At 61.1% G+C, this 23,929-nt stretch carries 22 protein-coding genes; 10 read left to right on the top strand and 12 right to left on the bottom strand.

All coding sequences use genetic code 11. The annotated features are described in order from the left end of the window. Positions 1–56 precede the first annotated feature (56 nt). Genes OEG82_RS22200 through OEG82_RS22215 form a run of 4 tightly spaced genes read right to left on the bottom strand, consistent with a single transcriptional unit; the run spans position 57 to position 2,580 of the window. Positions 57–461, bottom strand: a complete 405-nt coding sequence (locus OEG82_RS22200; RefSeq protein WP_267614521.1) for a DUF4440 domain-containing protein — start codon at positions 459–461, stop codon at positions 57–59. A 4-nt stretch (positions 462–465) separates the two neighbouring features. Continuing rightward, positions 466–1,515, bottom strand: a complete 1,050-nt coding sequence (locus OEG82_RS22205) for an aldo/keto reductase (RefSeq protein WP_267614522.1) — start codon at positions 1,513–1,515, stop codon at positions 466–468. Then, positions 1,502–1,858 carry a TIGR04076 family protein gene (locus tag OEG82_RS22210; protein WP_267614523.1) on the bottom strand — a complete coding sequence of 119 codons (357 nt, stop codon included), beginning with the start codon at positions 1,856–1,858 and terminating at the stop codon, positions 1,502–1,504. The genes OEG82_RS22205 and OEG82_RS22210 overlap by 14 nt, the downstream gene beginning before the upstream one ends. After that, positions 1,855–2,580, bottom strand: a complete 726-nt coding sequence (locus OEG82_RS22215) for a GntR family transcriptional regulator (RefSeq protein ID WP_267614524.1) — start codon at positions 2,578–2,580, stop codon at positions 1,855–1,857. Before OEG82_RS22215 ends, OEG82_RS22210 begins: the two co-directional genes overlap by 4 nt. A gap of 98 nt (positions 2,581–2,678) precedes the next feature. On the opposite strand from OEG82_RS22215, the gene OEG82_RS22220 reads away from it, so the two are divergent. From OEG82_RS22220 to OEG82_RS22240, 5 genes are read left to right on the top strand one after another with little or no spacing between them, the layout of a single operon-like run. Continuing rightward, positions 2,679–3,461: an ABC transporter ATP-binding protein gene (locus tag OEG82_RS22220; protein WP_267614525.1), complete on the top strand. Its 783-nt coding sequence runs from the start codon at positions 2,679–2,681 to the stop codon at positions 3,459–3,461. Next, complete coding sequence (locus OEG82_RS22225; RefSeq protein ID WP_267614526.1) at positions 3,458–4,189, top strand: ABC transporter ATP-binding protein; 732 nt, start codon at positions 3,458–3,460, stop codon at positions 4,187–4,189. The genes OEG82_RS22220 and OEG82_RS22225 overlap by 4 nt, the downstream gene beginning before the upstream one ends. Beyond that, entirely contained in the window at positions 4,186–5,100 is a 915-nt protein-coding gene (locus OEG82_RS22230) for a branched-chain amino acid ABC transporter permease (protein ID WP_267614527.1), read from the top strand. The genes OEG82_RS22225 and OEG82_RS22230 overlap by 4 nt, the downstream gene beginning before the upstream one ends. After that, positions 5,101–6,060 carry a branched-chain amino acid ABC transporter permease gene (locus OEG82_RS22235; protein WP_267614528.1) on the top strand — a complete coding sequence of 320 codons (960 nt, stop codon included), beginning with the start codon at positions 5,101–5,103 and terminating at the stop codon, positions 6,058–6,060. It abuts the gene before it with no gap. 4 nt (positions 6,061–6,064) lie between these two features. Continuing rightward, positions 6,065–7,531 (top strand): aldo/keto reductase, encoded by a 1,467-nt coding sequence (locus OEG82_RS22240; RefSeq protein ID WP_267614529.1) that lies wholly within the window; start codon positions 6,065–6,067, stop codon positions 7,529–7,531. Between the two features lie 44 nt (positions 7,532–7,575). On the opposite strand, the gene OEG82_RS22245 is transcribed toward OEG82_RS22240, so the two are convergent. The 8 genes from OEG82_RS22245 to pdxR all read right to left on the bottom strand — a co-directional run bounded on the left by OEG82_RS22245 (position 7,576) and on the right by pdxR (position 17,577). Then, positions 7,576–8,820, bottom strand: a complete 1,245-nt coding sequence (locus OEG82_RS22245; RefSeq protein WP_267614530.1) for an NAD(P)/FAD-dependent oxidoreductase — start codon at positions 8,818–8,820, stop codon at positions 7,576–7,578. 32 nt (positions 8,821–8,852) lie between these two features. Next, positions 8,853–10,157, bottom strand: coding sequence for an NAD(P)/FAD-dependent oxidoreductase (locus OEG82_RS22250; protein WP_267614531.1), 1,305 nt, complete (start codon positions 10,155–10,157; stop codon positions 8,853–8,855). Position 10,158: 1 nt separating this feature from the next. Next, positions 10,159–11,781 carry a GMC family oxidoreductase gene (locus OEG82_RS22255; protein WP_267614532.1) on the bottom strand — a complete coding sequence of 541 codons (1,623 nt, stop codon included), beginning with the start codon at positions 11,779–11,781 and terminating at the stop codon, positions 10,159–10,161. Positions 11,782–11,809: 28 nt separating this feature from the next. After that, complete coding sequence (locus tag OEG82_RS22260) at positions 11,810–12,667, bottom strand: ABC transporter permease (RefSeq protein WP_267614533.1); 858 nt, start codon at positions 12,665–12,667, stop codon at positions 11,810–11,812. Beyond that, on the bottom strand, positions 12,667–13,536 hold the full coding sequence (locus OEG82_RS22265) for an ABC transporter permease (RefSeq protein WP_267614534.1): 870 nt from the start codon (positions 13,534–13,536) through the stop codon (positions 12,667–12,669). Before OEG82_RS22265 ends, OEG82_RS22260 begins: the two co-directional genes overlap by 1 nt. Before the next feature lie 10 nt (positions 13,537–13,546). Next, positions 13,547–14,680, bottom strand: a complete 1,134-nt coding sequence (locus OEG82_RS22270; RefSeq protein ID WP_267614535.1) for an ABC transporter ATP-binding protein — start codon at positions 14,678–14,680, stop codon at positions 13,547–13,549. A 110-nt stretch (positions 14,681–14,790) separates the two neighbouring features. Beyond that, on the bottom strand, positions 14,791–15,867 hold the full coding sequence (locus OEG82_RS22275) for an extracellular solute-binding protein (RefSeq protein WP_267614536.1): 1,077 nt from the start codon (positions 15,865–15,867) through the stop codon (positions 14,791–14,793). Positions 15,868–16,104: 237 nt separating this feature from the next. Next, a complete protein-coding gene (pdxR, locus tag OEG82_RS22280) occupies positions 16,105–17,577 on the bottom strand; it encodes a MocR-like pyridoxine biosynthesis transcription factor PdxR (RefSeq protein WP_267614538.1) in 1,473 nt (490 codons plus the stop codon). Between the two features lie 115 nt (positions 17,578–17,692). Between pdxR and OEG82_RS22285 the strand changes: the two genes are divergently transcribed. From OEG82_RS22285 to OEG82_RS22305, 5 genes are all read left to right on the top strand, one after another. Further along, a complete protein-coding gene (locus OEG82_RS22285; protein WP_267614540.1) occupies positions 17,693–18,808 on the top strand; it encodes a mandelate racemase/muconate lactonizing enzyme family protein in 1,116 nt (371 codons plus the stop codon). Positions 18,809–18,886: 78 nt separating this feature from the next. Beyond that, entirely contained in the window at positions 18,887–19,879 is a 993-nt protein-coding gene (locus OEG82_RS22290; RefSeq protein WP_267614541.1) for an aldo/keto reductase, read from the top strand. Positions 19,880–20,035: 156 nt separating this feature from the next. Beyond that, entirely contained in the window at positions 20,036–21,820 is a 1,785-nt protein-coding gene (locus tag OEG82_RS22295; protein WP_267614542.1) for a sugar phosphorylase, read from the top strand. Further along, positions 21,817–22,635, top strand: a complete 819-nt coding sequence (locus OEG82_RS22300) for an HAD-IIB family hydrolase (protein ID WP_267614543.1) — start codon at positions 21,817–21,819, stop codon at positions 22,633–22,635. Before OEG82_RS22295 ends, OEG82_RS22300 begins: the two co-directional genes overlap by 4 nt. Positions 22,636–22,646: 11 nt before the next feature. Next, complete coding sequence (locus OEG82_RS22305; protein WP_267614544.1) at positions 22,647–23,864, top strand: glycosyltransferase family protein; 1,218 nt, start codon at positions 22,647–22,649, stop codon at positions 23,862–23,864. Positions 23,865–23,929: the final 65 nt, after the last annotated feature.

A 23,929-nucleotide genomic window follows, 5' to 3' on the forward strand; every position in this document is an offset into this window, starting at 1 on the left:
TCTTGATCATGTTCATTCTCGTTCTCCTTGTTATCGGGCCTCTCTCGCCCGCTTTGTTATGGGGTAATCCAGGTTTCCTGAAGCTGCCGCCAGACCACCCCCTCAGGCGCCTCCGGGTCAGCACTGAACACGGCAGATGTGCGGCGAGCGGTCTTCTGGCCGTCGATCACCTGATGCTCGTCATAGGTCACCAGCGCGATATCATTGCCGATCTGGCGCGCCGAGACCATGTCCACCCTGATTTCGAAATCTGCTGGGCGCTTGCCACGCGCACTCGTGATCATGCCGACGATCTCGTCTGCGCGGATGATCTTGCCATCCGGCTCGATCATCAGCATGTCAGGCGCAAAGGCCCGCGCCGAGATCTCCATCTCTGCTTCGCCGGCACGTCCGGTGAACCATTCCACGAAGAAATGATGCCTGTTGACGACTTCAGCCTGTGCACGCGCGATCAGGTCCATCGGCTCAATGCCCCTCTTTGTTGAGATTGTATTTCATCACCGAGCCATGCTTGCCGCTGCGGTCGCGCTCCAGCGTATAAACGTCGCCCGGCACCGAATTGGCGCGCGCCAGCACTTCATTGATCTCGGCAAAATCCTCCGCGGTCAGGGCAATGTCGGGAATGGCCAGATTGCGGGCAAGGTGATTGCGGTTGCGCGCCCCGACGATCACCGCCGCCACGCCCGGACGCTCGAGGACCATCCGGCTGGCAATCGAGGCAATATCGCTGCCATGGCGCTGAGCGACGGCCGAAAGCGCCTTGAGCAGGTCCTGAAACAACGCCCAGCCGCCGAATTCGTCGACGATCAGCTTGTACTTGGTCACGGAGCGGTTTTCGAAAGGCGCCTGCGGCTCGGGCGCACCGAGGGACCGCTCGGAAAACAGCCCGCCGCCTACGGACCCGTAGCACAGAAGATTGATGCCATGCGCCTTGGCCGCCTGCACCATCTTGCGCGACGGCCGGTCATCAATCAGCGAGTACTGCACCTGCATGGACACCAGCGGCACCCCGGCCTCGACGATGCGCAGCATCTGCTCGGTGTCGAAATTGGTGCCGCCGATATTGGCGATCTTGCCTTCGTCGCGCAGCTCGGCAAGCCAGGTGGCAACCTCGACCTGGCGGTCGATCTCGTAATCCCACCAGTGGAACTGGACCAGGTTGAGCTGTTCCATGCCCAGCCGTGAAAGCGAGGTCTCGATGCCCTCGGCCACATCCGCCCTGCTGATGCTGGAAAGCTTGCCGAGATCCGGCACGAATTTCGTGTGCACCTTGATCCGGCTCAGCGCTTCGGCGCCGCGCAGATTCCCATATTCCTTCCGGAATGCGCCGATCAGCGCCTCGACACCGGTGTAGATGTCGGCGCAGTCAAATGTGGTGATGCCGGCATCGGCAAAGGCAATCATGTCCTCGATCACCGATTGCCGGTCGATCTCGCCATGGCCGCCGGCCAGTTGCCAGCCACCCTTGATCACCCGGGAGATCCGGTGATCCGGCGCCAGTTCAAACATTTGCATCATTGTCTCCCAAGGGCACGGCAGTTGTGTCGGCGTGATTGAAACGCCGCAATTTGGTCCGGGTGATCTTCAGCCGCGAAGGACAGTGCGGATCGGGACAGGCGATTTCCGCATCGGTGGACATCCAGTCATTCGAATCCGTCTGCCGTTGCTTGGCAGCCAGCAGCGGCAGCACCGAAGCCAGCGAATAGATCGATATGCCCTGCCCGGGAGGCAGAAACAGCATTTCGCCCTGCAGTTCGAAATAATCGCCGACATGAGCGCCGCACCAGATCTTTGCCCCTTCGGGAGCCACCACCTCGACCTTGAGGTCCCACAGCTCGAACCCGTCATCCTTGCTCATAGCCCGGCTCCGCTTTGCGTTTTCCAGAATTCCGGGTCCGCTTTTTCAAGAATGGCGAAGACCTGGCTGATATCGGCCGTTAGTTCGTTCGAAACCCGAGTCTTGTCGCCAGCCCGGATCGCCTCGAGAATGCCGCGATGATGCAGCGTCGCCGCCTTGTCGGTGAGCGGGCTGTGCAGTTTCGCGGCCGCACGCACATAGGGGCCGGCCTGCATCCACAAGCTTTCGACGATCGGCATGAACACGGACGAACCGGCCGCCTCGTAGAGATGAAAATGAAAGGCATGATTGAGCAGGGTGATGTCTTCGGCTTCCCGCGCCTGATCATAATCCTCGGTCAGTACTTCCAGCCGGTCGATCTCGGCGCCCGACAGATTGTCGATCGCACGCGCGGCCAGCTCACCCTCGATCAGCGTTCTGGCCTGGGCGATATCGCGAGCGCGCTCCAGCGACAGCAGGGGCACCCGCACCCGCCGGTTTGCCATGGCTTCCAGCGCGCGCTCCGACACCAGTCGGGCCAGAGCCTCGCGCACCGGCATCGAACTGACCGACATGCGCTGCGCGACATCGCCGGCCAGGAATATTTCGCCGGCGTCAAAGCGACCCTGGATCAGAGCGTCGCGAAGCTGCCGGTAGATCCGGTCCTGAACCGTTTCGCGCCCGACAGGCGACAGCCGGTTCAATCCCGATTCGTCCATTCCTGTGTTGGCCTGAATGTTCATTCCACCGATATCCACGCTCTGCGTTTGATACTTTACTTTAGGCATCAAACATGGTCCTGTAAATGATAAATGATAGTTGATCAACTTTGGCTGAGTGAATGACCCCACCCGTTCAGGCTTCCATCCTCAAGGCACGCGGCCTTACCAAATCCTTTGGCGGCCTGCGCGTTGTCGATGACATGTCGCTCGATCTGGGCAGCACCGAAATCCTTGGTATCATCGGTCCGAACGGCGCCGGAAAGACCACGCTTTTCAATCTGCTGGCCGGTGCCGTTCCGATCGACGCCGGAACCATCGTGCTGGACGGCAAGGATATAGGCAGGGCCCGCCCGGAAGCCCGGATCCAGTCCGGTCTGGGACGCACATTCCAGATCCCGCGGCCCTTTCCACGCATGACAATCCTCGAAAATGTGATGACGGCGGCACAGAACCAGCGCGGCGAAAGCCTGGTCTCGGCCGTGCTCGCACCGCGCCGGGTCGCGGCTCAGGAGCGCGCAAATGCTGCCCGCGCCCGCGACATTCTCGACTTCGTTTCGCTCTCGCATCTTGAAGACCAGCCGGCGGCGGTGCTGTCCGGCGGACAGCGCAAACTGCTCGAACTCGCCCGCGTGATGATGGCCGAACCACGCGCAATCCTGCTTGACGAACCGGCCGCGGGAGTGAACCCCGCGCTACTCGACCTGATCATCGACCGGATCATCGCCATCAACAGGCTGGGCATCGCAGTCCTGCTGATCGAGCACAATATGGAAATGATCGCCCGGCTCTGCCCGCGCGTCATTGTCATGGCGGCCGGCAAGTCCCTGGCCGAGGGTGCGCCGTCCGAGATCACCAAACGCGCTGATGTGATTGATGTCTATCTTGAAGGAATGCCGGCATGACCGCGCTTTCGGTGCAGGGTCTGCACGCCGGTTACGACCGTGATCTCCCCATTGTCAAAGGTGTCAGTTTCAGCGTTCCCAAGGGCGAGGCCGTGTGCATTCTCGGCCCCAACGGCGCCGGAAAATCAACCATGATCAAGGCCATTGCCGGGCAGGTCGCCTGTTTCGGCGGGCATGTCCGGCTCGGCGAAACCGACATCACCGGCCTGCCCTCCCATGAACTGGTTCGCAACGGCATGGGCTTCGTGCCGCAGACCGAAAACATCTTCACCAGCCTGACCATATTCGAGAACCTGCAGATTGCGGCGCAATTGTTGCCGCGTGCCGATCGGGCGGCGAGGATCGACGCCATGCTCGACATGTTCCCCGATCTTGGCGCCCGCCCGCGCGAGCTCGCCGGCGCGCTTTCCGGCGGGCAGCGCCAAATGCTGGCGGCAGCCCGCGCATTGCTGACCGAACCGCAGGTGCTGATGCTGGACGAGCCCTCGGCCGGCCTGTCACCCAAGCTGGTCGGGCAGGTTTTCGACACCCTGCGGCGCATTTCCGACTCCGGCGTGACGCTGGTGCTGGTGGAACAGAATGTCCGCGCGGCCCTGTCGCTGACCTCCCGTGCCCTTGTGCTTGTCGACGGCGAACTGGCCCATGACGGGTCGACCGAAGCGCTTCACGACGGCAGCCTGCTGGGTGAATTGTTTCTCGGCCACCGCGCTGCGGAGGCAAACGCATGAACCCGCAAGCCATCATCGACGGGCTGATATCCGGATCGACCATCGGACTGGGCGCCATCGGCCTGACGCTCACCTATTCCATCCTTCGCTTTGCCAATTTCACCCATGGCGATTTTCTCGCTTGGGGCGCCTATCTCACGCTGACCGTTGCCGGTGTGCTGGGCGGACTGGCAGCCGGTCTCGGTGCACCGCTCACGCCCTTCAGCTTTGGCTGGGGCCTGCCGCTTGCCGTGCTCGGCGGCGTCGTGCTCACCGTGGCGCTGGCGCTCGGGCTTGACCGCGTCCTGTTCGGCCGGTTGCGCGCCCGCGGCGCCGACGCCATCATCATCGTCATGGCAAGCTTCGGCGCCTCCATGGCGCTCAGATCGCTGCTCGAATTCATCTTCACGGCAAAGCCCGCCTATTTCACCAAGGCCCTGCAGATCGCCAAGCCATTGGGGCTGGGCATGCGCGCCACCCCGGACCAGCTTCTGGTTATCGGTCTGACCGCTGTTCTGGTGCTGATGCTGCATCTGCTGGTCACGCATTCCGCCATCGGACGGGCAATGCGCGCGGTCTCGGAGAACCCGGCGCTTGCCGGCGTGTTCGGGGTGGATGTCGACAAGGTGGTGCGCGTCACCTGGATCATCGGCGCCAGCATGGCCTGTCTGGCCGGCGTCATGGCGGGATTGCTGGTGCAGATCCGGCCCTATATGGGCTTTGACCTGTTGCTGCCGCTGTTTGCCGCAGCCATTCTCGGCGGCATCGGCTCCATTCCCGGCGCCATGCTCGGAGGCCTGATCATCGGCCTGACCGAAGCCTTCGCGGTGCAGATCATCGGCGCCGAATGGCGCGCCGCCATCTCCTTCATCATTCTCGTTCTGGTGCTGATGTTGCGCCCGCAGGGCCTCTTCGGCCGAAAGGGGGCTTGAATGGAAATTCTCGCCTATGCCGCCTTCTTTCTTACCGTGGCACTGACCTATGCGATTATGTGCCTGGGCCTGAATGTGCAGTGGGGACAAACCGGCCTGTTCAATGTCGGCATCGCCGGCTTCGTCGGGATCGGCGCCTATGTGTCGGCGGCCCTGACCACGCCGGATGTGGCCGAGCGCATCGGCGGTTTCGGCCTGCCGATCGCCGTCGGCTGGCTTGCGGCAATGGCTGCGGGCGGCTTGCTGGCGCTGGCCGTCGGGCTGCTGACGCTGAGAATGCGGTCTGACTATCTGGCCATCACCACCTTCGGCATTGCGGTTGCGCTGCAACTGGTTTTCCAGAACGCCGAAAGCCTCACCGGCGGCGCATTCGGAATGGCCTTTATCCCGCGGCCCTTTGCCGGGCTGCAGGGACAGGCCTTCGCCTTCAATGTCATCAATCTGGCGCTGACCGCAGCCGTGGTGCTGGTGTGTTATCTGCTGCTCGAACACCTCCTGCGCAGCCCCTGGGGCCGGGCCCTGCGGGCGGTGCGCGAAGATGAAACCGCCGCACAGGCCCTGGGCAAGAACCCGGTGCTGTTGCGGATCCAGGCTTTTGCGCTGGGCGGCGTCATCATGGCCCTTGCCGGCGCGGTTCAAGCCCATTTCATCGGCTTCATTGCACCGGGCAATTACCTGCCGATGATGACCTTCCAGGTCTGGGCCATGCTGATCGTCGGCGGCTCGGGCAACAATCGCGGAGCCATTCTCGGTGCCGTGCTTGTCTGGGCGATCTGGGCGCTGTCGGGTGCATTGATTTCGGAAGTCTTCCCGGCCGATCAGCAGGCCCGCGCCGCATCGCTGCAGATCGTGGCCATCGGGGTCATGCTGTGCGTCATTCTTCTCTGGCGGCCGCAGGGCATTTTGCCCGAGGTGCGCTCTGTCTCGCGCCATCTCGGCCGTCGCAACAAGGACCGGTGAATTCATGAAACCTGACCGCAAAGATCTCGCACCCGGCCTCTCCATCAGCCGCATTCTGACCGGCCTCTGGCAGGTGGCCGACCAGGAGAAGGACGGCACCACGCTCGATCCCGTGGCAGGCGCCCGCGCACTCACCGGTTATGCCGAAGCCGGCTTCGACACTTTCGACATGGCCGATCATTACGGCAGCGCCGAACTGATCACCGGCGAAATGCTGCGCGGCTGGAAGGGCGAGACCCGCCCCAAAGCGTTTACCAAATGGTGCCCGGAACCAGGACCGATGACAGCCGAGATTGTCCGCGCCGGTGTCCAGCAAAGGCTCGACCGCCTCAGTGTCGACCGCGTTGACCTGCTGCAGTTTCACTGGTGGACATTCGAACACCCGGCCTGGCTCGACGCCCTGCATGAATTGACCCGGTTGCGGCAAGATGGGCTGATTGGCGAGATCGGCGTCACCAATTTCGATGCCGCGCACCTCAACCTGGCCCTGGCCGATGGCATTCCGCTGGTCTCCAACCAGGTCTCCTTCTCGCTGATCGATCGCCGCGCGGCCGGGCATCTGGCGGAAACCTGCAGCAAACACAATGTGCAACTGCTCGCCTATGGCACCCTGTGCGGCGGCTTTCTGTCCGAACGCTGGCTCGACAAGCCCGAACCCGAGTCGGTCGCCGACTGGAGCGGCTCGAAATATCTGCGCTTCATCCACGCCGCCGGTGGCTGGGATGCCTATCAGGGCATCCTCAGGGCAGCCAGCCAGATCGCCACCAAACACAAGGTCTCGATTTCCAACGTCGCCACCCGCTGGGTCCTCGAACATGCCCATGTCGCCGGCGCCATTGTCGGGGCGCGATTGGGCGAGAACCAGCACCGCGCCGATAATCTGCGGCTGTTCCAGTTCGAACTCGACCGGGACGACCACGCATTGTTGGACCAGGCATTTGCGGCGACAACTCCAATTCCCGGTGATTGCGGCGATGAATACCGCCAGCCGCCGTTTCTCACTGCGTCAGGCGATCTCAGCCACCATCTGGCCGAAATGCCCAGCGCCATGGAGGCCGTCACCGATCCGGACAATCCGGACCGGGCGCGGGTCTTCTCCGGCTCGCTGTGGGAGCCGATCGCCGGCTATTGCCGGGCCTTGCGCGATAGCGACCGTATCGTTGTCTCGGGCACGACAGCCACCCACGGCGTCGACCATACCGTGGCGCTTGACGACGCCGGCGCGCAGACCACCTACATTCTCGACAAGATCGCGGCTTCCGTGCGGGCGCTTGGCGGAGACCCGAAGGATATCCTGCGCACGCGGATGTATCTGCGCGGCGATGAAGATGTCGAGCCCGCGGCACGCGCTCACGGGCTGCGCTTCACCACCAATCCACCGGCCAACACCACATTCCTGGTGGGCAATCTGATCGGCGACTTCCGGGTCGAGATCGAAGCCGAGGCGGTCGTCAGCAAGAAACGCGGATAGTCGCTCCAGACCTCAGATCCCGAGCCTGTCGCGCAGAAGCGCCCTCAAAACCGGTCAACACGATAGGGTTCCAGATCCACATTGGTTTGACGCCGCGAGGCAAGGTCAGCAACCATCCGTGCGATTTTGGGGCCGATCGTCAACCCGACATGCTGCCCGCCATAAGCATGCACGACATTGGGTGCGTTCACTGACTCTCCCACAACAGGAAGGCTGTCGGGTGTTGTCGGCCTGCGCCCCATCCATACCTTCTGGTATTCGAATTGGAGACCCGGATAGACTCTTCTCATATGTCTCGTGAGCAAATCCGTTGGTGCCTTCGCTGCGGGAGCATCCGACCCGCCGAATTCGACAACCCCAGCCGCCCGCAAGGCTCCTGCCATCGGAGTGACAACGAATTTGGCATCGGTAATCACATAGGGTTGTGGTGCGCTAAAATTCGGGTTGTGCATCGAGACATGATAGCCGCGTTCCGCCTCCAGTTTGACCGATACGCCCAGTTTGCGGGACAATTTCGCCGACCAGGCACCGGCACACAAAATGATCTTCTCACCCTGCAGTACCTCGCCTTCCGGCAGGGTCAGGCTGGGTTTCATGCCAGCTCTGATATCCACAACCTCGGCACGCTTGAATCGCCCCCCTTGCGCCAGGAAGTGATCGAACAAAGCAGCGACATAGGATCCGGGCGAGCTGATCCAGGCAAAGTCCTTGAAGACAGCACCGAAGGTGTAGGAAGGACCAAGATGCGGATCGCGTTCAACCAGTTGCTCCCGGTCCAGATGTCCAGGAACCAAACCGTATTTCTCGCGAATCGAGTTTCCGAGACGATTGGCATCAAAATCCGCTCTGGATCGGTAAAGCTCCACCAGTTCACCGGTTTCGATGAAATCTGCTGCAGGCGTTCCCTTGGCCAAATTCTGATGCTGCTCAACGGCGTCGTGGGTCAGTGACGAAAGGCTCGCCGCGATCTCCATGACCTTGTCGACGTTTCCGTTGCGCAAATATGGGACAAGCCAGGGCAGCAATCGCGGCAGATAGCGCCAGCGCAAGAACAGCGGTGAATCTGGGTCCAGCAACATGCCCGGCGCCTTTGCCAGAAGTCCGGGCATGGATACCGGAAGGACCGATGTATTGGCTAACAACCCGGCATTTCCATATGACGTCTGATCCGGATCTCCGGGGGAGACGCGATCAACCAGCGTCACGCTCCAGCCATCGCGGCGCAGCCATTCCGCCGCGCACACTCCGGTGATTCCGCCTCCAACGACAAGAATTGGTCTGGCTTGCATTATCCGTTGATCTCCTATTCAGAACCCCCAACTCAGATTCCAAGTCGGTCCCGCAACCGGTAGACCGCCACGGAGGGTGCCAGGAACCACGGATTTCCGGTATAGAAAGGCTGCGTCCTGAACGGGATCTGGCTGAAGGCGCCGAGGTCTTCGTCGATGCCGGCTGCGGCCTTGCCGACTTTCGCGCCGAGATAGCCGGCCATGCCGACACCCGAGCCGCAATAGCCCATGGCATAGAAGAGATTGTTGTCCTCGCCGCAATGCATCAGCGTGTCGAAGGTAAAGGCCACGATGCCGGCCCAGGAATGGCTGATGCGCGTTGCCCCGAGCTCGGGAAACAGCCGCACCAGTTCCGCCAGCAGTTTCGGCCCGCTCTTGCGCGGATCGGTTTCCTGCAGCGACACGCGGCCGCCGAACAGGATCCGCTTCCGGTCCGGCGATGGCCGGTAGTAATAGACCAGCTTGCGGGTGTCGGAGAGCACGCGATTGGTCGGAAACAACCGGTCCATCACGTCCTTTGCAATTTCCTCTGTGGCAATCACATAGGACCCGATCGGGATCACCCGACGCTGTTGCCAGGGCGTCAGCGGGCCGGTGTAGCCATTGGTGGCGATGATCACCTTCCCGGCGCGGATCCGCCCCTTGTCGGTCGAGACCTCGAAGGCCTCCCCGCTGCGCTCGAGCTCATTGACCCGGCAGTGGCTGACAATGCGCGCACCGGCGGCAATTGCCACCTTCAACAACCCGGCATGATATTTTCCGGGATCTATGCTGGAGTGCCGCGGAAAGACGATCCCGCCATAATAGGCTTCGGTGCCAAGTTCGGTGCGCAACTGGCTGCGCGGAACCATGAAGGCTTCGGTGTCGAAACCGGGATGGCTGATTTCGCAGTCGCGCGCCAGCTTGTCATATTGCCGTCCGGTATGGGCGCCATGGAAACGGCCGACCATGCCGAAATCGCAATCGATATCCTCGTCGCTGACGAAATTGGTCACGTGATCGAGCGAGGCCTGACCTTCCTTGAGAATCTCGATCGCCCGCGCAACACCGTAGCGCTGCGACAGCGCTGAAAACGAGGGTTTGACGCTGGTCGAAATCTGTCCGCCATTGCGGGTGCTGCAGCCGAAGCCGGCCGCTTCCGCGTCGACGACGACGGTTTCAAGCCCGGCCCGCGCCGTCTGCACAGCCGCATGCAGGCCGGTGTATCCGGCTCCGATGATCACCACATCCGCAGTGGCAGGCAGACCTGCCTGGCCGTCAGCCGGTCTCGGGCTGGCGTCCCACCAATAGGGCGCTGCCTTGAAATCGGGACTGAAGCAGTCGTCTGGTTGCGTCATCTTAGGCTCCCGCCTGGTCGGAAAGGATCATGTCCGCCCCTTTTTCCGCCACCATGATTGTCGGCGCATTGGTGTTGCCCGATGTCACGGTCGGAAACACCGAAGCATCGATCACCCGCAGATGTGACAGCCCGTGAACCTGAAGCCGCGCATTGACCACATTGTGGGTCTCGTCCTCTCCCATCCGGCAGGTGCTGACCGGGTGGAACACGGTGCCGGCCCGCGCACGGATATCGGCGATCATTTCCTCGTCCGTCTCCACCTGCCGCCCGGGACGGATTTCCTCTTCGAGGATCTCGGCGAAGGCCGGGGCCTGGGCCAGTTTGCGCAAGAACCGCACGCCTTCCAGTTGCTCGGCGACATCGTGATTGGTCGACAGGTAATTGGGATGAATCGCCGGCGTGTCGAACGGATCGGCGGATCTGAGTTCCAGATGGCCGCGACTCGTCGGCCGGGTCGGCTGGGTTCCCATGATCACGCCGGAGAACGGGTCCGGACTCATCAAGGGCCGCTTGCCCGGAGGCGCCTTGGTGTAGCTGACCGGCGAAAAATAGAGCTGCATGTTGGGCCGGTCCAGCTCCGGCCGCGTGCGAATGAACCCGCCACCCTGGTTGACCCCGAGCGACAGCGGTCCGCGGCGGCGCAGCACATAATCGATGCCGTGCCGCAATTTCCCGAGCAACGGTCTCAATTCATCATTGAGCGTGCGCACCCTCGCCCTGTAGGTGTGGTCGATACACAGATGATCCTGCAGATGCCGGCCCACATTCGGCTGCGCGTGCACCACATCGATCCCTTGCCGCCTGAGCACGTCTGCGGGACCGACGCCTGACAGCATCAGCAGTTGCGGCGAATTCACCGATCCGCCCGACACGATGACCTCGCGTCCGGCCAGGACCTGCTCGACCGTGCCGTTGCGGACATATTCGACGCCGGTCGCCCGCGTCCCGTCAAACAGGATCCGTGTCGCATGGGCGCGCGAGATGACCGTCAGGTTTCGCCGTTTGCGGGCCGGGTGCAGATAGGCGCGTGCCGCCGACATCCGGAACCCGCCCTTGGCGGTGTTCTGGTACAGCCCGATGCCCTCATTGCTGGCCGCGTTGAAATCCGGATTGTAGACCAGACCGCATTGCTCGCCGGCCCGGACAAAATTCTGGCAGGTCGGATGCAGGTCCTGATCCATGGTCGAGACATATAACGGCCCGTCGCCACCGCGCCACTCCGTTGCACCCTGATCGCTGGTCTCGCTCTTTTTGAAATAGGGCAGCACGTCGTTCCAGCCCCAGCCCGGATTGCCCATGGCTTGCCAGTCGTCGAAGTCACCGTGATGGCCACGGATATAGACCATGGCATTGATCGACGAAGAGCCGCCGATCACCTTGCCGCGCGGCCAGTAGCTGACGCGGTTGTCGGTTCCGGGGTCGGGTTCGGAGCGGTACATCCAGTTGATGCGCTTGTCGTAAAACGCCATGCCGTAGCCGATCGGCATCCAGATCTTGAAATTGCTGTCATGGCCACCGGCCTCGAGCAGCAGCACTGAATATCTGCCGTTTTCGGTCAGCCGGTTTGCCAGCACGCAACCAGCCGAACCTGCGCCAACAATCACAAAGTCATAAGTCTGCACGGGAAGCGCCAGTCTTTGGTTTCAGGGCTCAGGTTTGGGGTTTGTCGCGTTGCACCAGAATGGAAACCAGGGCGAGAAGCGCCGAGCCGACCATCAGGAAGAATGACACTGCATTAAGAACGGGCGTCGAGCCGACCTTGGCCATCCGGTCATACATGGTGATTGTCAATGGCGCTTCCGAGCCGACCAGAAACAGCGTCGTGTTGAAGTTCTCGAACGACACCAGGAACGCCACGATTCCCGCAGCCGCCATGGCCGGAAACAGATATGGCAGGGTGATCGTCCTGAGCACCCGCACTCGGCTGGCGCCAAGATTGAAGGCGGCTTCTTCCATCGATTCATCAAATTTCTTCAGCCGGGCGATGATCACCAGCGAGGTAATCGTGGTGATGAAGGAGAACTGTCCCAGAACCACCAGGATGATGCCGGGGCGCAGGAAATCCAGATCCAGAGACAGTGCCTCTTCCGCCCCATTGGCTATGTTGCTGGCCAGCAGCAGGATCGAGATGCCGAGAATGACGCCGGGAATGACCAGCGGCAGCACCATCATGATGTAGAAGAAATCCTTCGCAGGAAATTTGCAGCGCACGAACAGGAAGGCATTGCAGGTGCCGACAAAAACCGACAGCAGCGACACGAAGCTGGCGATCACGAAGGAATAATAGAGCCCCCGCAGCAGCCGGCGGTCATGAAACATCCCGAGCTTCGGCTCGGTGTCATTGAAGAACCAGTCAAGCGTGAAGCCCTGCCAGGGCAGCGACGGAAAAAGGGAATCGTTGAAGGCAAACATGCCTGCCGCAACCAGGGGCGCCGCCAGAAACAGGAAGAACGCGAAGACATAAAGCCGGTAGCTGGTCAGAAATGCGGTATTGGGTTTGATCGCCATCAGCTTCTCGCCACTGTGCTGTTAAGTGTCTGTCCGGACAGTTTCAGCCCACCCCAGATAACCAGCGATGTAAATGCCAGCAGCAGGAAGCCGAACGCCGCACCGGCTTCCCAATTGTAGCGGGTGATGAACTGGTCATAGATCTGCTCGGTGAACCAGCTGGAGTTCTTGCCGCCCAGAAGGATCGGCGTCAGGTAGCTGCCAGCCGTGAGCATGAAGACCACGATGCAGCCGGAGACGATGCCGGGCATGGCATAGGGGATGATGATCCGGCGCAGCACGGTCGGACCGTTGCCGCCAAGATTGTAACCGGCCTCGATCATGGAATCGTCCATGCCATCCAGCGTCGAGACCAGCGGCACGATCATGAACAAGATCACGGTGTAAACCAGACCGACAATGACAGTCGCATCATTGTACAGGAATTCGATCGGCGTGTTGATCAATCCGGCCCATTGCAGGCTGCTGGAAATAATGCCGGTTTCCCGGAGCAGAAGGATCCACCCGAAGGCGCGGATCAGGTCGCTGACCCACAGCGGAATCAGGCACATCAGGAACAGCGCGCCGCGGGTCCTGTTGCCGGCGATCTTGGCGATGTAATAGGCAATCGGAAACCCCAGCAGCAATGCCAGCGCGGTCACCAGCAGCGACATCGAACCGGTTCGGATCAGCGTGTTCCAGTATATCGGCTCGGCGAAGAAATTGATGTAGTTGCCAAGCCCGAATTCATACATCCTTGGCCCGACCTTCTCCTGCACGGAGATGTAGAACATCCCCAGATGCGGCAGGATGATCAGCAGCACGATCCACAGCGCAAAGGGTGCAAACAGCAGGATGAGCGACAGCCGCTTGATGTCGTTTTGCATCATCGGATCGCCCTCAAACCGTAAAGCTCATGGTCTGTTCGGCCGACCATGAAAGCGTGACGTGATCTTTTGGCTTGAGGTCCTGGGTTCCGCCGGTCAGCACCACGTCGGCCTCGATCAGCTCACCCGCCTGGTCGCGGACCAGAACCCGGCTGTTGGCGCCGTTGAACAGGATGCTGTCGATCCTGCCTTCGATTACATTCTGGCCGCCGGCGGATCGTGCGGCTGTCCCGTCGGATCGCTCCGCGGTGATGAATTCCGGGCGGACAAAGGCGCTGACCGCATCACCGACACTCGGCGCCTTGCCGCCACGCACGGAGCCGCGCATCGTCAGTCCGGCTTCTGTTTCAACCTCGACCGTGCCGCCTTCAACCCGCGCGACGCGTCCGGCCCAGCGGTTGGTGTCGCCGACAAAGCCGGCGACAAACGCCGCCGACGGCTTGTGATAGAGTTCCTGCGGCGTGCCGATCTGGACAAATTTGCCCTCGTTCATGATCGCCACATTGTCCGACATGACCAAAGCTTCCGACTGGTCGTGGGTGATGTAGACGAATGTCGTGTCGAACTGGTGCTGCAGCAGCTTCAGTTCGATCTTCATGGCTTCGCGCAGCTTCAGGTCGAGCGCGCCGAGCGGCTCGTCGAGCAGCAGCACATCGGGGTCGAGCACCATGCAGCGGGCAATGGCGATGCGCTGCTTCTGGCCGCCCGAAAGCTGGGTGATTTCACGGTTTGCAACATCGGGCAGGGAAATGCGTTCCAGAACATCATGCACCTTGGTGCGGATTTCCTCTTTCGACGCTCCGGCACAGCGCAGGCCATAGGCGATGTTTTCATAGACATTCATCATCGGAAACAGCGCCAGATGCTGGAACACCATCTTCACATTGCGCCGGTTCGGCGGCGTGCCGATCACCGACTTGCCCTTGATCTGGATATCGCCGGAGGTCGGGGATTCAAATCCCGCGATCATCCGCATCAGTGTGGTCTTGCCACATCCCGACGGCCCGAGGATGGAAAAGAACGATCCCTTGGGGATCTCGAATGAGACATCATCGACAGCTCGCACGGAACCGAAATGTTTCTTGACCTGGACACATTCCAGATCGTTCTCGGTGGTTGCCAGGTCATGTCCGGTGTTTGAATGCATCGAGTGCCCAGTGCAGTGACGTCAGAGATCTTTTGAAGGTTTTGATGCGGCTGTACAAATTGGATTGCGCAGCCGCATCATGTCACGAAGATATGTTCGGGGTGCCGGGCTTATTCGGAGCCGGTGGCAGCCTTGATCTTCTCAAGCGTCTTGCCTTCCATATCCTCGACACCGGCCGGGATATTGGCGAAGAATTTGAGATTGGCGATATCCTCGTCTGTGAAAGCGGCACTGACCGCAGCCTTCTTGTCATCAGGCAACATGTCCTTGGCGCCCTTGACCGATGCACTGGAGCCGGTGCTGGCAGACATGATCTTCACGTTTTCAGGCTCAAGCACGAAGTTGATCCACTTGTAGGCGGCATCATCGGCTTCACCCTTGCGCGGAAGCGCGAAAGTATCGATCCAGGCAAGCGCACCGGTCTTTGGCGGCACGAAGACAATGTCCGGATTCTCGCCGTAAAGCGTGTACGCGGTCGAATCCCAGGTTTCCGAAGCGACGATTTCACCCGACAACATCATTGCAGAGAGGTCATCGCGACCTTTCCAGTAGGCCTTGATGTTGGATTTGCAGTCGATCAGCTTGTCTGCGACCTTGTCCAGGATGGTCTGGTACTTGTCGAGATCGGCGTAAGCTGCGAACGGATCTTCACCCATGTCGAAGGCCATCCCGAGAAGGATGGTGCGCTTCAGGCGCATGGAGGTCTTGCCCGCATATTTCGGGTCGCACAGATCACCCCAGGCCTTGACGTCGGGCGCCAGTGACTTGTTGGCCATCAAGCCTGACGTTCCCCACTGATGCGGCACGGCATAGACTTCGCCGTCGATCGTTGTGTTGGCCTTGACGCCCTCGAGCAGCTTGGGCTCCATGACCGACGTATCGATCTTGGAGAGATCCAGCGGCTTGTAGAGATTGTATTCCTGCTGAACAGCAAAAATGCGGTCATGGCTTGGCTGAGCCAGATCGAAACCGGCGCCACCGGTTGCGCGCAGCTTGGCGATCATTTCCTCGTTGTTCGAGAATGTCACCTCGACAGTGATGTCGGGATTGGCCGCTTCAAACTTCTTCACCAACTCTTCAGGAGCATAGGAGCCCCATGTCAAAAGACGCAGGGTCTCTGCCTGCGCCGGCACGGCGGCCATCACTGTGGTGGCCAAAAGCCCGGCCATTGCTAGTTTCATGATCATGTTGAACTCCCTTTGAACCCTCTGAATATCAGCGCTTTATTGATTATAACCCGCGCAGATGACTGGAAGCGTAGCCCCTCATTGGACTGCACCGCATATCCATTCTAGATATTTTTCCATACCAATTTGTGACACTTGCCGACCCTTTGTCCGGCCGTTTCCAATCAGCCAACCGGCCCTGGGCCGGCCGGTCAATTCTGCACTGCCCCGGCAGCAGCACAAGGCAATTCGGGCCGCTCAGACGAAAAGTTGCGCCATGACGTCCATGCCCTGCCTGATTTCGCTTTCGCTGGCTGCTCCGTAGCCGATCACCACGCCCTTGCGGTCGATCGGGGCCAGGCAATAGCGGCTGATGCCGGAAAGGGTGAGTCCCGCCGCATGGGCCGCTTCGACGAACTCGGCCTCGCTCCGTGCCGGATCCCTGAAGAAGCCGACTGTGTGGAAGCCGGCCGAGGCGCGCTGGATATGCATGTGCTGGTCAAGTTGCCTTGCATGCTCGTGCAGGATCTCGTGCCGGCGCTTGTAGTGCTGCCGCATGGTGCGGATATGGGTGGCGAAGTGGCCCTCATCGATGAAATCGGCAACGATGGCCTGCGGCCAGGTCGGCACCCCGCTCAGCGCAGAGGTGAAAATGCTCGACATCGCATCCACCATGCTGGCGGGCGCCACCAGGAAGCCAAGCCGCAGCGAGGGGAACAGCGTTTTGGAAAATGTCCCGACATAGATGACCCGGCCATGGGTATCGATGCTCTTGAGCGTGGGAAGCGGCTGGTCACCGAAATAGAAATCGCCGTCATAATCATCCTCGACGATGAAGGCGTCCGCCCGGTCGGCCGCATCCAGCAGTGCCAGCCGCCGTGACAGGCTCAGCACCTTGCTCAGCGGCTGCTGGTGCGAGGGCGTGACAAAGGCAAGCCGGAAATCCGGTGCTTTCGCCAGCCCGTCCGCGACAACAATGCCTTCATCATCGACCGCCACCGGAACCAGTTCGGCGCCTTGCGAGATGAAGGCGTTGCGCGCGCCGATGGCACCGGGATTTTCGAACCAGACCTTTTCGCCGCGATCAAGCAGCATGCCGCCGATCAACGAAAACGCCTGTTGCGCCCCGCCGACGACAAAGATCTGGTCCGGATCACACTGGATCCCACGGCTGGCATTGAGATGGGTGGCAATGGCCCCGCGCAGTCGCGGCAATCCGAATGGGTTGCCATAGCCCATCACCGCATCCCGGTCGGACCTGAGATGCCGCGCCGATAGCCGCGCCCATTGCGCCATCGGAAACGAACTCAGCGCCGGAAGCGCCGTGACAAAGGCCTGCGACTTGTGCGGCAACCGCCTTCGTTCGGCAAACAATTGCTGGGCCTGGAGGGTTGCCGGCGACAAACGCGGCTGCCTCTCCGACTCGGCTCCGGCGGCCTGCGGCTTGACCGGCGTCCGCCCGGTCATGGTGTGGCTGACATAGGTGCCGGCGCCGATCCGCGATTCCAGAAGCCCTTCCGAGATCAGCCGGCTGACCGCATCCAGCGCCGTTGTCCGCGACACGCCGACCTCGCTTGCCAGGGTCCGCGTCGCCGGCAGCCGCTCGCCGCCGTTCAAGCCGCCGGACAGGATGATGTCGCGCAGCCCCATATAGAGTTGCACGCTGATTTTGCGGTCCAGCGTCCGGTCGATCCGGATAGAGGAGAGGATGGCTCCAGCCTTGGTTTTCATGAACGGCGTCTCGTTGCTGGTAAAATTGGTCTGGAAGCTTTGCGAGATTGGACCTTATCGTAAGTCCAATCGACCCGCTACGGTTTCTCAAAACGTCGGCACAGGTTTGCACATCATGAAAATCGCTCACATCGAAACGTTCACCAACGAGTTCGTCTGCTTCGTCAAGGTCACCACCGATACCGGCGACATCGGCTGGGGCCAGGTCGCGCCCTATTATGCTGACATCACAGCGCAAATCGTTCACCGGCAGGTCGCCCCCTATGCGCTGGGCCAGTCTGCGCTCGACATTGACCATCTCGTTGATCTGATCCCCGAGAAAGAGCACAAGTTCCCCGGTTCCTATCTGAAGCGGGCGATTGGCGGTCTCGATACCGCCCTGTGGGATCTGCGCGGCCGCATTGAAGGCAAGCCGGTCTGCGAACTGATCGGCGGCACGCCCGGCACCGTCCGCGCCTATGGCTCGTCGATGAAGCGCGACATCACACCGAAGGACGAGGCCGCCCGATTGAGCGGCCTGCGCGACACTTTCGGTTTCGACGCCTTCAAGTTCCGCATCGGCGCCGAATGCGGCCGCGGCAAGGATGAATGGCCCGGCCGCACCGAGGAAATCGTGCCCACCATGCGCAAGGCGCTGGGCGACGACGTGGCGCTGCTGGTCGACGCCAATTCCTGCTATGCGCCGCAACAGGCCATCGAGATCTCCAAACTCCTGGTCGACAACGGCATCAGCCATTTCGAGGAACCCTGCCCCTATTGGGAATATGAGCAGACCAGGCAGGTGACCGAAGCCCTGTCGGCACTGCCCATTGACGTCACCGGCGGCGAGCAGGACTGCGAATTGCCCAACTGGCGCTGGATGATCGACATGAAGGCGGTGGATATCGTCCAGCCCGACATCTGCTATCTCGGCGGGCTCACCCGCACATTGCGGGTGGCCGACATGGCCGACAAGGCCGGCCTGCCCTGCACGCCGCATTGCGCAAATTGGTCGATGGTAACGCTGTTCACCATGCACATGTTGCGCGCAATCCCGAATGCGGGAAAATATCTCGAATTTTCCATTGAAGGCGAGGACTATTATCCCTGGCAGGACGCGCTGTTCGTGGAATCGCCCTATGCGATCGTCGACGGCAAGGCGACCGTGACCGATGCGCCCGGCTGGGGTGTCGAGGTGAGCCCGGCCTGGCTCGAACAGTCCAGACACCAGATCAGCAGCGCCGCCGGCTGAGCCCTTGTGGGGCGGCATGGTGTGGACATTTTGAAGCGCTCGGTGTCGAATGGCTGACCCTGTAGCCAGAGAGACATCATGCAACAGCGTCAATTGGGAAAAGCCGGTCCACACGTGTCGGCCATCGGGCTGGGCTGCTGGAATTTTGCCGGCGCCTACGGCCCGACATCGGAGAAGGAAAGCCACGAGACCCTGGCGGCCGCGCGGGATCTCGGCATCACCCTGCTCGACACCGCCAATGTCTATGGCATGGGCGTATCCGAAACTGTCATCGGCAGTTATTTGCGTGACAACCCCGGACATTTCAAGCTTGCCACCAAGGCCGGCATCCGCCGCAATCCCGATTCCGGTGAGCGCTGGTTCGACAATTCGGATGAGCATCTGCACTCCGAACTCGAGGCTTCCCTGATCCGCCTCGGGGTCGATCATGTCGATCTGTTCTATATTCACCGGCGCGAGGCCACCCGGCCGATCGAAGAGGTTGTCGAAACACTTCAGCGTTTTCAGCGCGAAGGCAAGATCGGCGGCTTCGGCTTTTCGGAGATCTCGCCGGCCTCGCTCCGGCTCGCCCACGCGGTCGCTCCGGTGGCCGCGGTTCAGAGCGAATATTCGCTGTGGACCAGACAGCCCGATCTGGGGCTGGTTCAGGCCTGCAAGGAGCTTGAGGTCGCCTTCGTCGCCTTTTGCCCGCTTGGGCGCGGCATTTTCGCAGATCAGGCACCGGATCCCGCAACATTCGGGAAGCAGGACTTTCGCCGGTCAAATCCGCGCTTCGTCGAGCCCAACCTGTCGCGCAACCTCGCCGCCATTGCTCCGTTCAAGGACTATGCACGCGACCTTGGCGCCACGCCTGCCTCGCTTGCCATTGCCTGGCTGCTGGCGCGGGGCCCGCATGTGATTCCGATTCCCGGAACACGTTCCGCCAGCCACCTGACGGACTGCGTCCAAGGTGCGGCAATCGAGCTCACGCCCGCACAGATCGCCGAGATCGAGCAGATCCTCCCGGCCGGCTTTGCCCATGGCGACCGCTATTCCGCCGCGCAAGTGATCGGCGTCGAAACCTATTGCTGAGCCCGCGGGTCTAGACCCTGTCCGCACCTGCCCGCAGCTTCGCTGCGCTGCTGGACGTGCGCTGTGCCGGCCTGACGGGAACCGCCTGCCTGCCCCGGATCAGAAATATCCGTCGGCCATCTTGCCTTGAAAGCAAATGGTGCTAAAAATTTGATCATGGCGAATTTTTATGCAATTCCACAAGTGACCATGGCTGCGGATCCAAAACGCTTTCCCAGGAGATTGCGCGAGGGGCTGCAGATGCTGCTCTCCTCGATCTATCCCGGGCATGATCAGCAAGCCTTGCTGGACCAGACCCTGAACGCGTTCTGGCCCGAGGGCGAGCAGCCCAAGCGCCGTGGCCGTGTCCCCGGCAATTCACTGTGGAACGAAAAAGACAGTTATGTGATCACCTATGGCAACAGCTTCGTCAATGGCGAGCACAAGCCACTGGACCTGCTGTTTGATTTTCTGGACAACCGGCTCAAGGGCGTCACCACCGGTGTGCACATCCTGCCGTTCTTCCCCTACACCTCCGATGACGGCTTTGCGATCACCGATTACTACGCGGTCGACAGCGGGCTTGGCGCCTGGGAGGACATCGGCCGTATCGCCGGCGAGTTCCGGCTGATGTCCGATCTGGTGATCAATCACTGCTCCAGCCTGAGCAGCTATTTCAGCGAATATCTTCTCGGCCACGCCCCTTACGACAAGTTCTTCTTTGAAGCCTCGCCGGATGATGATCTCTCCATGGTGGTCCGGCCGCGCGCCCATTCGCTGCTCCGCCAGGTCGAGACCGCCAGCGGCACCAGGCATGTCTGGTGCACGTTCAGCCATGACCAGGTTGATTTCGACTTTTCCAATCCGGAGGTGCTGTTCGAATTCCTGCGCATCCTCCGCTTTCACATTTCGAAGGGCGTCCGTACCCTGCGGCTGGATGCGGTCGCGTTCCTTTGGAAGGAAGTCGGCAGCCCGTCCATCCATTTGCGGCAGACACATGAGATCGTCCGGCTGATCCGGCTGCTGGCTGACTATACCGGCGAACCCCTGGTTCTGCTGACCGAGACCAATGTCCCCAACACGGAAAATCTGAGCTATTTCGGCAATCGGAACGAAGCTCACATGATCTACAATTTCTCGCTGCCGCCGCTGTTGCTGCACGCCTTGCTGCACGGAACCTCGAAACACCTCAACGCCTGGCAGATGACCATGCCGCCGGCTCAGCTCGGCTGCACCTATTTCAATTTCACCGCCTCGCATGACGGCATCGGCATGCGTCCCGCCGAGGGGCTTCTGGACGAGGAAGACATCGCCCGCGTGATCGAAACTGTGCAGCAATTCGGCGGTCTGCTGTCGATGCGCAAAATGCCCGATGGCGGCACCCGGCCCTACGAAATCAACATCGCGCTGTTCGACGCCTTGAAGGGCACAATCGAAGGCGAGGATGAATGGAACGTCGAGCGATTCCTGTGCAGCCAGATCATCGCCATGGGCCTGGAGGGCATTCCCGGATTCTATATCCATTCCCTGCTTGCAACGCAGAACGACCATGAGGGCGTGGAAAAATCGGGGCACAACCGGGCAATCAACCGGCACCGCTGGCATTATCCGGACCTGCTCGAACAACTGGACGACCCCGCAAGCCATCACGCGCGGGTTTTCACGGCGCTGACCGGCGTGTTGAAGAAACGCTCGAAACAGCCGGCGTTTCATCCCAATGCCACCCAGTTCACCCTGCAGCTGGGCGACCAGTTTTTCGGTTTCTGGCGCCAAAGCATGGACCGGGCGCAAAGCATCTTCGCCGTCCACAATCTTACCAGCGACACGGTTGCGATCCCGGTCATGGCGCTCAACCTGATCGGCGGCGAGACATGGACCGATCTGATATCGGGCGAAGACATCGCTGGAATGACCGGTGAAATCGAATTTGCCCCCTATCAATGCCGCTGGATCACCAATTGACCGGTGGCACCGTGACCATCCCCGACATCTCCGGTCTGATCATCTTCACCGATCTCGACGGCACGCTGCTCGACCATCAAACCTATGCCTACACCGAGGCGCTTCCGGCTCTGGCCCGGCTGCGCGAGCTGCAGATTCCGCTGGTGCTGGCTTCCAGCAAGACCGCGGCGGAAATCATCCCCTTGCGCCGGGAGCTGGGCTTTGCCCATTGCCCGGCGATTGTCGAAAACGGCTCCGGCATCCTGGAAGGCGATGAAAACGCCACGCAGTCCGGCGACATGTATCAGTCCATCCGCGAGACGCTTGACGCGCTGCCGCCGGCATTGCGCAGCCAGTATCAGGGTTTTTCCGACTGGAGCGTGGAAGAGGTCTCACGACGGACCGGCCTGAGCCTCGAGCAGGCCGCCCTGGCCAAGCAACGCCGGTTTTCCGAACCCGGTCTCTGGCTTGGCACCGACAACTCCCGCGAAGAATTTGTTGCCATGCTCACCAAGAAGGGCCTCTCCGTCCTGCAGGGCGGGCGCTTCATGACCCTGTCATTCGGCGCCAACAAGGCACAGCGCATGATCGAGATTGCCCGACGGCATGCCCTAGAGACAGGCCATCGGGCCTTCACCGTGGCGCTTGGCGATGCCGGAAATGATGTGGCAATGATCGAACAGGCCGATCTGGGCGTGATCATCCCCAATCCGGGGCATGCCGGCATCCCGAGGCTTGCCCGCGAAGACAGCGGTCACATCATCCGGGCAGCGCAGCCAGGCCCCCGGGGCTGGAACGAAACCATCATGTCGCTCGTGCACACGGCGGCGAAATAGCAGGAGATTCCATGGCCGATTTTCACCAGAATGGCAGCGTGGCCACCCTCCACAATCTCACCCATATGCCGCTCGAGATGATGGAAAGCCAGCTTCGGCAGTTCTCCGCCACCCGCAAGATCACCCTGATCCTGCCATCCCTGTTTGCCGAACTGGGCCGCGATGCGCTGTCCCGGATCCTCGATGAGCTCAGCGGCGCGACCTATATCAACCATGTCATCATCGGCCTTGATCAGGCGACCGAGGAACAATACCGCTTTGCCCGCGAGTATTTCTCCCGCCTGCCGCAGAAACACGACATCCTGTGGAATGACGGACCGCGGCTCAAGGCCATCCACAACCAGCTCGAAGCCGCCGGCCTGGCGCCCAGCGAGCCCGGCAAGGGCCGCAATGTCTGGTACTGCATCGGCTACGCGCTGGCTTCGCAGAACTCCGATGTGGTGGCGCTGCATGATTGCGACATCACCACCTATTCCCGCGAAATGCTGGCCCGGCTGGTCTACCCGGTGACCAATCCGGCCTTCCCCTACCAGTTCTGCAAGGGCTACTATCCCCGCATCGCCGACGGAAAGCTCAATGGCCGCGTCTCGCGGTTGCTTGTCTCGCCGCTGCTGCTGTCGATCCAGAAGGTCTGCGGTCATCTCGACTATATCGAGTATCTCAAGGGCTTCCGCTATCCGCTCGCCGGCGAATTCGCCATGCGGGTCAGCATCCTGCCCGACATGCGGATTCCGTCGGACTGGGGCCTGGAGATCGGCGTGCTGTCGGAGGTCTGGCGCAATCTGTCCAACCGCTCGGTGTGCCAGGTGGACATCTCCGACGCCTATGACCACAAGCATCAGGAACTGTCCAAGGCCGATGCCTCCCAGGGCCTGTCGCGCATGTCCATCGACATTTCGAAAGCCCTGTTTCGCAAGCTTGCCACCGACGGGGTGGTGTTTTCGCAAGAGACCTTCCGGACTATCAAGGCCACCTACTACCGGACCGCGCTGGATCTGATCGAGATGTATCACAATGATGCGGTGATGAACGGCCTGCACACCGACCGGAACCAGGAAGAGGAAGCGGTGGAGCTGTTCGCGGCCAATATCGTCACCGCCGGACAGATCTTCCTGGAAAACCCGATGGAAACGCCGTTCATTCCGAACTGGAGCCGGATCCAGTCCGCCGATCCCGACCTGTTGCGCAATCTGCACGAGGCCGTCGCCGCCGACAGTGCCGGCGGATAGGACACCGGCCATACGAAGCGCAGATCAACGGTTGCCAGGTCGTCAGAAACAGCTCGGGCGCGGAC

Origin of the sequence: Hoeflea ulvae, assembly GCF_026619435.1 — a bacterium.
Lineage (GTDB): Bacteria > Pseudomonadota > Alphaproteobacteria > Rhizobiales > Rhizobiaceae > Hoeflea > Hoeflea ulvae.